The sequence below is a fragment of the Neisseria sp. GT4A_CT1 genome, assembly GCF_000227275.1.
In the GTDB taxonomy this organism is placed as follows: Bacteria; Pseudomonadota; Gammaproteobacteria; order Burkholderiales; family Neisseriaceae; genus Neisseria.
In genome coordinates this window covers 124,355-134,795 of sequence record NZ_JH164969.1, presented here as the reverse complement: position 1 = coordinate 134,795, position 10,441 = coordinate 124,355, and the positions used below count along the sequence as shown (strand labels likewise).

Here is a 10,441-nt window from a genome sequence, read left to right as displayed (position 1 = left end):
AAGCGGCCTGGTAGCCGACTGCCGTGGCGTATGCGCCGCTCGCGCTGGAGTCTTCGCCGTTGCGTGCCTGTACGTCGGGGTTCACTTCGCCGTCGTTGGTATGGAAGAACTTGATACCTTGTTCGTTCATACGGCCTACGGCTTCGATGACGTTGTTGGTCACGTACATGCCTTGGTCTTCGACGTTGTAGGTCACGAGGCTGTAACCGTTGGACTGGGCAATCTTGGTCTCGTTCGTGACGTTGGTCACGTTCGGGTTGGTGCTGTTGTCCACCAGGGTAATGTTTTTGATATTACCCAAGCCTGCTTTGCCGTCTGCTTCGACTGCCGGCGGTGCGGTGTTGACGTTGCCGCCGTTGCTGCCGATCAGTTCGTAAACTTGGTGCAGTTGTCCGCCGTTGACGGCATCGGTGCTGCCTGCGGCGACGGTGCCTGCGGCGACGCCGGTCACTTTCTTACCGCCTGCGTTGATGCCCTCGGCAGTGATGTTGACATCGCCTGCTTTCAGACCGTCTTTACCCAGCGCCACTTTGTCGCCGACGTTGACGCCGTTGTTGTTCACAACCGTATCGCCTGCTTTGACGCTGTCTACTTTCAGGTCTTTGTTGAGGCCGACCTGAATGCCGTTCGCGCCTGCGGTGGTGGTGATGTTGGCATCACCTTTAACCGCCACGGTATCGCCCAGTTTGTTGGCTACGGTCGTACCGCTGTCGCCTGCGAAGCTGATGCCTTTGTTGTCTACCGCGTCTTTCGCCGCGACGCCTTTGGCGATGTCGGCTTTGACGGCTTTAGACAGGTCAACCGCGTAGTCGGTTACGTTGTCGGCGTCTTTGTTGCCTTTAGTTACGACGATGTTGTCGGAACCTGCGGAGACGCTTGCGCCGTCTGCGTTAACAGTGTAAACGGTTTGACCGTTCGCACCTTGTTTGCTAGTGACACCGGCGATGTTGGTACCGGCTTCGACTTCGGTCTTGGCGGCGGCAGTCAGACGGTTCAGCTGTCCGACGTTGGCGGCATCGGTGTCTTTCACACCGGCGGCAACGTTGCTGATGGCTTTGTTGCCTGCGTTGATGCCGTCGGTAGTGATGTTCACATCGCCTGCTTTCAGACCGTCTTTACCCAGAGCCACTTTGTCGCCGACTTTGACGCCGTCGTTGTTCACAACGGTATCGCCTGCGGTGAAGCTGTCGGCTTTGAGGTTAGGTGCGGTCGCCACTTTGTAAGTGGTGCTGCCGTCGGCATTTTGCTCAGGTGTAACGACGATGTTGTCGTTGCCGCTGTCCACTTTGGACGTGGCTTTCGCTGCGGCTGCTTTGAGCTGTGCAACGTTTACTGCGTCGGTGTCATCTTCGCCTGCGGCGATGTCGGTGACTTTGTTGCCGCCGTTGTTCAGACCGTCTTTGGTCAGGCTGACAGGTTTGCCTGCTTTGCCGTTGCCCACGGTCAATCCGTTGTCGGTCAATACGCTGCCGCCTACGGTTACTTTGTCGAAGGAGACGTCGTCTGAAGTCGCTACGGTGATGTTCTTACCGTTGCGGCTGACTTTGACGTTTTTGCCTTCTTTGAAGGTTACAGTGTCGCCTGCGCCGATTTTTTCAGACGAGGTTTCGTCGTTGGCATTCAGGTTCCAGCCTTTGTCGGCAGTTTCTTTCACTGCGGCAATGGCGTCGTGGACGTTGTCTTTGCCGGTACCGCCGATGTCGGTGGTGGTCACGTTGCCTTTGTCGTTGGCCGCGTTACCGCCGAGCAGGTTCGCCAGGTTGGCTTGGGCTGCATTCAACTGCTCTTCGCTTGCGGCTTGACCTTTAGTGGCAAAGTCCGCACCGCCCAGAGTGGTGTTGCTCAGACCGGAAATCAGACCGGCGGTACCGTCGATCACGAGCGGTTTGTTGCCGTTGCCTGCTTTGCCGACGGTAATCTTGTCGGCCAGCGAGAAGCCGATGCCGTTTTCGTCGGCGCGGGTCAGGATGTTGCCGTCGCCTTTGACGCTCAGGCTGTCACCCAGTTTCTTCGCACCGGTCGTGCCGTTGTCGGCGGCAAAGGTCAGGCCTTTGTTGTCCACCGCGTCTTTCGCCGCGACGCCTTTGGCGATGTCGGCTTTGGCTTCGTCGGTCAGGTCGAGGGCGTAATCGGTAACGCCGTCGGCGTCTTTCGCACCTTCGCTGACTTTAACCGCGCCGTTAGCCGCTTGGCTGAGGGTGGTCTTGTCGGCGTTGACGGTGTACTCGGTGTTGTTGCCGTCCACTTTTTCGCTGACGGTCACGTTCTTACCGGCGACGACGGTGGTGGTTTTTTCAGTGGCGGCGAGTTGTTCGTTCAGTTGGGCGACGTTGACGGCGTCGGTGGCTGCCGTACCTTTGGCTACGTTGGCAATCTTGTTGCCGCCGTTGTTCAGACCGGCATTGGTCAGAGACACTTGGCTTGGCGAACCGTCCGCACCGATCTTCAGACCTTCTCCGCTCAGTACACTGTTGCCGGAGATGAAGCTGTCGGCCAGTACGGTAGTAGCGGAAACCGTACCGAATTCGACGTCGTCTGAAGTCTCAATCGTCAGCTCTTTACCGCTGCGTTTCACTCGGATGTTCTTACCTTGTTTCACAGTCACGGTGTCGCCTGCGGCGATGTTTTCACTGTCGCTGTCAGCTTCGTCGTTGGCTTTCAAGTTCCAGCCTTTACCTACGGTCTCTTTAACTGCGGCAATCGCGTCGTGAACGTTGTCTTTGCCTGTACCGCCGATGTTGGCAGTGGATACATTGCCGTTATCGTTCTTGGCTTCTCCACCCAAGATGGTTTTCAGGTTCACTTGAGTGGCATCCAACTGAGCTTCGGTCGCAGCTTTGTTTGAACCAGCGAGCGTGGTGTCTCCCAATGTAGTGTTGGTCAGTCCGCTGACAATACCTTCTTTACCGTCAATCACGACCGGTTTGCCGCCGTTCGCCGCGTCTTTGCCGATGGTGACTTTCTCGGCCAGGCTGAAGTCGATCGCTTTGCCTGTACCGCTTGTGGTAACGATATTCTTGTCTTTGCTTGTGTACTTGACAGTATCGCCCAAGTTCACTTTTTCAGACGACCCGTTGTCCGCAACGATGTTCAGACCTTTGCCGACTTCTTCGCCCACTTTATCCAAAGCATCTTGAATCGTGCCTACGGCTTCATGTTTCGTACCGTCTGCTTTGGTTACAGTAAAGACAGGAGCTTCAATCGCGCCGGTAGTCGGGTTAATGCTGGTATTCAACGCTTTGGCAATCGGGTTCAGCTGGCTGACGTTAACCGCATCAGTATCTGCCACACCTTTGGCTACGTTGGCAATCTTGTTGCCGCCATTGTTCAGACCGGAAGTAGTCAGAGACACTTGGCTTGGCGAACCGTCTGCACCGATCTTCAAACCTTCGGTAGTCAAGACGCTGTTGCCTGCGATAACACTTTCGGCAACCACGCTGGCAGCTTCTACTGAACCAGCTTTGACATGAGTAAACTCAACGTCGTCTGAAGTGGCTACAGTAATGTTCTTACCGTCACGGGTTACTTTGATGTTTTTGCCGTCTTTGAAGTTAACCGTTTCGCCGGCAGCAACTTTCTCTTCGGTATCGTCGTTCGCTTGCAGCTTCCAACCTTTTTCCACCGTCTCCTTCACAGACTTGATTGCGTCATGAACCGTATTTTGGTTAGTCCCGCCAATGTTGCTCATAGCGATATTGCCGTTGGTATTTTCTGCGTTACCGCCCAAAATGGTTTTTAGATTCACTTGGCTGGCATTCAGCTGTTCTTCGGTTGCAGATTGGCCTTTGGTGGCAAAGTCTGCGCCGCCCAACGTTTTGTTGGTCAGCCCGCTTACCGTGCCGTTCGTACCGTCAAGTACAATCGGGGTGCTGCCGGCTTTACCCAACGTAACTTTGTCGTTCAAACCGAAATCAACTTTGCCTCCCGACAGGGTTTTGGTCCTAATGTTGCCATCAATACCGGTGTAAGTAACGGTGTCACCTAAGTTGACTTTTTCAGTCGACCCTGCATCAGCGGCAATCTTCAGACCTTTACCCAACTCGTCGCCCACTTTGTCCAATGCTTCTTGAACAGTATGCACAGGAGTGCCTGCCGTACCGTCAGTTTGTTTGACGGTAAAGTTAGGTGCTGCGATAGAACCATCCGTACCAACGGTCGTGTTCAACGCTGTTGCCAACGGTTTGATTTGGCTGACATTTACCGCGTCGGCGTCTTCCGTACCTTTGGCTACTTTGGTAATTTTGTTGCCGCCGTTATTCAGACCGGTATTAGTCAGGGACACTTGGTTCGGAGATCTGTCATCACCAATTTTCAGACCTTCGGTAGTCAAGACGCTGTTGCCTGCAATGACGCTGTCGGCAACCACGCTGGCAGCTTCTACTGAATTAGCTTTAACATGAGCAAACTCGACGTCGTCTGAAGTCGCCACGGTGATGTTTTTGCCGTCGCGGGTTACTTTGATGTTTTTGCCGTTTTTGAACGTTACCGTTTCGCCTGCTGCTACTTTTTCGGCAGTATCGCCGTTGGCTTGCAGATTCCAGCCTTTTTCAGCAGTTTCTTTGACAGATTTAATCGCATCGCTGACGGTAGTTTTGCCTGTGTCGCCGATGTCGGTAACCGTTACCGTACCGTTTTGGTTGGTTGAACCTGTACCCAAAACATTTGCCAAATTAGTTTGTGCAGCATCTATCTGCTCTTCAGTCGCAGCTTGACCTTTGGTAGCGAAATCCGTATCGCCCAAGGTTTTGTTAGTCAGCCCGCTTACCGTGCCGTTCGTACCGTCGATAACAACTTTCTTACCGTCGGTTTTACCAATGGTGATTTTTTCGGCAAGACTGAAGTCGATATCCTTGTTCGTGCCACTAGTCGTAACGATATTTTTGTCTTTGCTCGTGTACTTGACGGTATCACCTAGATTGATTTTCTGGTTATTGCCGTTGTCTGCGGCAATGTTCAGACCTTTGTTCAACTCGTCGCTGACTTTGTTCAAGGCATCTTGAACAGTATGCACAGCCGTGCCTGCTGTACCGTCGGCTTGTTTGACGGTAAAGCTCGGCTGTCCGATCGTACCGTCCGCACCGACGGTCATGTTCAATGCTTCAGCCAACGGTTTGATTTGGCTGACGTTCACTCCGTCAGTTTCTTCCGTACCTTTAGCAACTTTGGTGATCTTGTTACCGCCGTTATTCAAACCGGACTTAGTCAGGGATACGGGATTATCACCGTTGGCAATGGTTAGACCATCGGTCGTCAGTACGCTGTTACCTGCGGTGACTTTAGGCGTAGTCAGTCCGTCATTGGTCAGAACACTATCACCCGCTTTGAGTTTATCGGCATTGACGGTTTGGACAGTGATTTCGTCTTTCAATTTGACTTTAATACCGTCTGTACCTGCTTCGGTTTCAACGTTTTTGTCGTCGCCTTTAATTGCCAGCGTTTCGTCCAGTTTTTTGGTTACGGGAGAGCCGCTATCGCCGTTAAAGGTAATACCTTTGGTATCGACGATTTCTTTCGCATCTACGCCTTTTTGAATCTCAGTCTTGGCGGCATCTGAAAGGTCAAGTTCGTAGTTGGTGGTTTTGGTTTGGTTACCGTTTATCGTTTCAGACGACTTCAATGCCAACTTACCGTCAGCTTTTACACTGACCGTGGTATTGTCGGCATGGACGGTGTAGGTTGTTTTATTACCCGCTTCCACAGCGGCAACATGGGTATTGTCTCCTTTTTCAACCACGCTGGTTTTTTCGCTGTTGGCAACAGCCTCATTGATGGCTTGTGCAACATCGGCAGCCGTGGCGAAAGCATCGCCTGCTTTATCTGCGCTGACTAAACCTCCAGTACTCGCTTTCAACGTAGATTTATTAACATTGAACGCGATACCGTCGGCTTTGTTTTCAGCAGTCGTACCTGTGCCGTCAACGAAGTTCAACGTGGAATCGTCTTTAGTCAACATTTTGGCAGCCGTACCGTTGACTTGTACGCCGATGTTTTGCAATGCGCTGTCGGCTTTTTTCAAGGATTCTTTGGTTTTGTCTGACAAATCCAAATTGTAGGTAGTGACATTGGTGGTTGTATCTTCAGACACCCCCAGAGTCAGACCGTTGTCTGCGCCTGAGGCAGAAACAACTGTGCCTTTGGCATTAACGGTGTAAATTGCCTGACCGTCCGCACCTTCGGTCTTCTTCACTTCGGCAACGTTTGTACCTTTTTGAACCTCGGTTTTCGCGGCTTTGACTTGTTTGTAGCTTGCTGCGTCGGTATCTACTGCGCCGTCGGCAATGTTGGTAACTTTATTGCCGCCGTTGGAGAGTCCGCCAGCAGTCAGGCTCACTGGGTTGCTGCCGGAGCCGATGGTTACGCCAGAGCCGTTAACGGTCGTACCTCCAGTAGTAACGCCATCGCTGAAGGCTGCGGAAGTCAGGCCGGTCAATTCTTTTGCCAGTTTGACATTCAGCGTGTGATTTTGGTCGTCTGAAACCACACCGATATTATTATCAGACAATTTAGCCCGATCAGTTTGTCCGCCTTTAACGGCCACGGTGCTGCCAAGTTGACGGTCAAACTTATTGCCAACATCGCCTGTAAAATTCAGAGGGCTATTAACAGCTCTATTCAAAGCGGACAGCGCATCGCCAACAGTATTGTAGTTAACTACGCTTGAATTAGATGGTGCTCCTGAAACAACCGCATATGTTGGCATAGAAACACTGCCGTCAGTTCCTACCTGTGTACCTAATGCTTCAGCTATTTTCTTCAATTGGGACACATTGACTGCATCATTATCTTTGATACCCGATTTCACATTACCAACAATAGTTGGTACGGAAGTTTGTGGGTCTTTGGCGTTCAAAGCGGCAATAGTGACATCACCGGTATATTCTGCACCACCATCTACATAAGTAAACGATACTACTTTTTGTCCGCCTACTTCTTTAACGTTGCGGGTTAAAAGCTTTCCGTCTTTATCAATATAAGAGAAAGGAGCGTCATTGCTGACCGTAGTTAAAGTGTTGACGCGCAGATTATTCATTGCATCTTGGAGCTGCCCAACATTAACCGCATCATTAGTATCAGTACCTTTACCCAAATTAGTGATACGGTTTTCAGACATATTTAGTCCGCCTTTGGCAGTAACTACGCCTGTAAACTCAGGATTATCAACCGTATTGATACTTACAGTACTTCCTGACTGATTCAAATGGATATTTTTACCTGCTTCAAGTCGAAGAGTGGAGCCACTCGTGATTTCCTGTAAAGAATGGTTTTCAGCGCGACCATTGGTTCCAGCAGCAGCAGCCGTTTCTAATTGAAACGATTTAAAGGCTGACGTTTTCAAAGACGCAATTGCCCTGTCAACGGTATTTTCACCCGTACCACCAATATTATTCATGGTAATACTGCCGTCCTCAGCCAACTGTGCATCACCACCCAATACATTTTTAACAGTTTTGGCAGTATTGCCCAAAACGTTTTGTACCGCGTACAGCTGGCTGCCGTTGATGGCATCCGTAGAAGTATTAGAGATTTCACCCGGCGCAACGTTTTTCAATTGACGTTCGTAGCCTGCCGTACCGAAAGACACTTGGTCGCCCGGATTAACATTGTTGCCGCCTGCAAAACCTGAGTATTTCAGATTGTTGACAGTAGCTTCGTTGACTTTAGTTGCATTGGTTGCAGTCGTACTGCCCGCACCGATTGCCACAGAGTTGCCTTTAGTGGCTTTCGCACCCATACCGAATGCGGCAGAGGCAACACCTAGAGCGCGTGTACCCGTACCAAAGGCGGTAGACAATTCGCCTGTTGCTTCAGACTTCGTACCGATGGCAACTGCCGCTTCGCCGGACCTGGTTTGAGACACGCTGCCGACCTGCATCACATCACCGGTATAGTCTTGATAAACCTCTTTAACCGTTTTACCCGTACCGTCTACAGTTTTCACTGCAACGGTATCCCAGTCGTCCGCACCGATAGCGATAGAAGAATTGCCTTGTGCTGTTACATTGTTACCAATGGCAGTGGATTGATCACCCCATGCATTGGCATATGAACCGATAGCAACGGTTTGATTGTAATCATCTTCAGCCGAACCTGGTTTTGCAGGATTGGTTGCAGAAGCTTTATAGCCGATAACGACAGAGCGCGAGTTATTGGATTGAGCCTGATCACCGATAACAACGGCTCTATATTTCAAAGCCTGTGCGTTATTACCGATAGCAATTGCCGTAGATTCAGCCGCATGGCTGGACGTACCAATGGCGATGCTATTACTATAATCGGCGTTTGCACCATTACCTAAAGCGATAGCGTTTTCCAAACGTGTATGGCTGTTCACACCAAGCGCCAACGAAGCCGCGCCGTCTGCATTGGCAGCACGTCCTAACGCAACAGAATCTTCTTTCCAAGCATTATTGCCCGAGCCGATAGCGATAGCATATCTTTGGTCAGCCTTCGTACCGGCACCGAATGCAATGGTGTCAGCACCATTAGCAACAGCCCCTTTACCTATTGCCATTGCCCGATTTTGCACAGCATCGGCACTAGTACCGATAGCAACAGTATCTTCTCCTTTTGCTTTGCTTTCATTACCTACCGAAACAGCATTCAACTTCAGAGCTTGTGCTTGTCGACCTACCGCCACAGAGCCTATTGCTTGAGCATTGGCGTTGAAACCAAACGCTGACGCACCTGCTTTTGTAGCTTTGGCATATGGGCCAACGGCAGTAGCGGAATCATCAGTAGCTCTTGAGCCATCACCCACAGCCACGCTGGATTTACCTGATGACTCAGTATCCTGACCACCTGCAAACGAGTTTTGACCATAGGCATTTGCTTTTTGGCCGATAGCGGTTGCATTTTTACCGTTTGCTTTACTTAGCGAACCGACGGCGACCGAACCTTCACCCGTAGTCTCACCATTCACATTAAGTACAGAGTCTGCTGCCGCCTCAACGGTAGCCTTGCTACCAATTACAACCGCGTTGCTTGCAGCCGCCCTAGCTTCAGGACCAGCGGCAATCGCGTTTTCACCAGTTGCGCCGTCATTGTTGTAGTTAGCTACCGGAGTACCAGGGCGATTAACGCTGTAATAATGAGTTTGCGATGCGGCAGTCAGTTTGCCGTTTTCAATTCTGACAGTTTCTCCGTCCACTTGGACGTCGTATTTGATTTTAGTATTGCCGTTTGCTTCGGTATCAACAGTAACGGTAGTTGCTTTGCCGTCGGCAAACTGTACGCTTTCGCCGGGCGTAACAATGCCCTTCGGCGCGCCCGAATTATCTTTGACGGTAAAGCCTTGGTTGACGTAAGTATTGAGATTGGTCAGCGCATCAGCGACGCTCCGAGCAGGAGTTGCATTGAAGTTAGCTGTACCATTACCTGCCATATTCGGCGTAGCACTGCCTTTGAGCACGTTATAAGACGGTAACGTTACCGTACCTTGACGGTTTGTAGGATCAGTACTCACAGTCGCGCCGCCGCCCAATGCATCGGCAACCGCTTTGGCGATATTGCCCGAACCAGCATGAAGCGCGTAAAGCTGGCTGCCGTTAATCGCGTCGGTGGAAGTTGCAGTGATTGCACCTGGGGCAACATTTTTAAGCTGGCGTTCGTAGCCTGCCGTACCAAAAGAAACCTGTGACCCATGCGTCAAGTTGTTCGTACCCGCGAAACCACCATAGGTAATACCATTGACAGTTGCAGTAGTTATCTTTTCCGCATTAATGGTTGTGGTCGAGCCCGCACCGATGGCAACGGATTTATCCTGAGTAGCGGACGCACCCACACCGAATGCTGATGCACCCAAACCACTAGCGATCGTACCCGGACCAAAAGCCGTAGACAGAGCACCTGTCGCCTGCGCCTTTACACCTACTGCAACTGCTGCCGTAGCAGCCGTAGTACCTTGATAACCACTGGACATATCAGAACCAGTCAATTTTTTGTACTGTGTATTTACGCTTTTTTTTGCATCATCCCAGTCATCACCACCAATGGCAATCGACGAATCGCCCGTTGCACGGGTATTGTTACCAATAGAGGTTGATTGTGCTCCTGACGCCTGAGCATCTGGACCAATGGCAACCGCTTGTGTTGTCCCTGTTGCTTTCGCTGACCACCCGAGAGCTACACTCTGTCTATTTTGTGCCAGTGCGGCAGCATTGGCATCCACGCCAGAACCGATGGCAACAGAATCCTCTCCAAGCGCCTGTGTATTAAAACCGATGGCAGTCGCCCTTCCTAATGCTGCCGTACCATACATACCCGTTGCAACCGAATTTTTACCAATAGCAATCGAATTAGCTAACGTTGCCTGTGCACCTGTACCAACGGCAACGGCATCACTTGCCTTTGCTTGAGATTCCGTACCCACAGCAATTGCATTGTTGCCACGTACGGTTAAATTGCTACCCACACCGATAGCACCGTTACCGCTAACACCTTG

1 protein-coding gene is annotated in these 10,441 nt (G+C 51.1%); it reads right to left on the bottom strand.

Annotation, left to right across the window (positions count from 1 at the left end; genetic code table 11):
- Positions 1 to 9,649: hypothetical protein (locus tag HMPREF1028_RS10685; RefSeq protein ID WP_232203843.1), on the bottom strand; the 9,649-nt coding region annotated here is incomplete at its 3' end.
- Between the last annotated feature and the right edge of the window lie 792 nt (positions 9,650 to 10,441).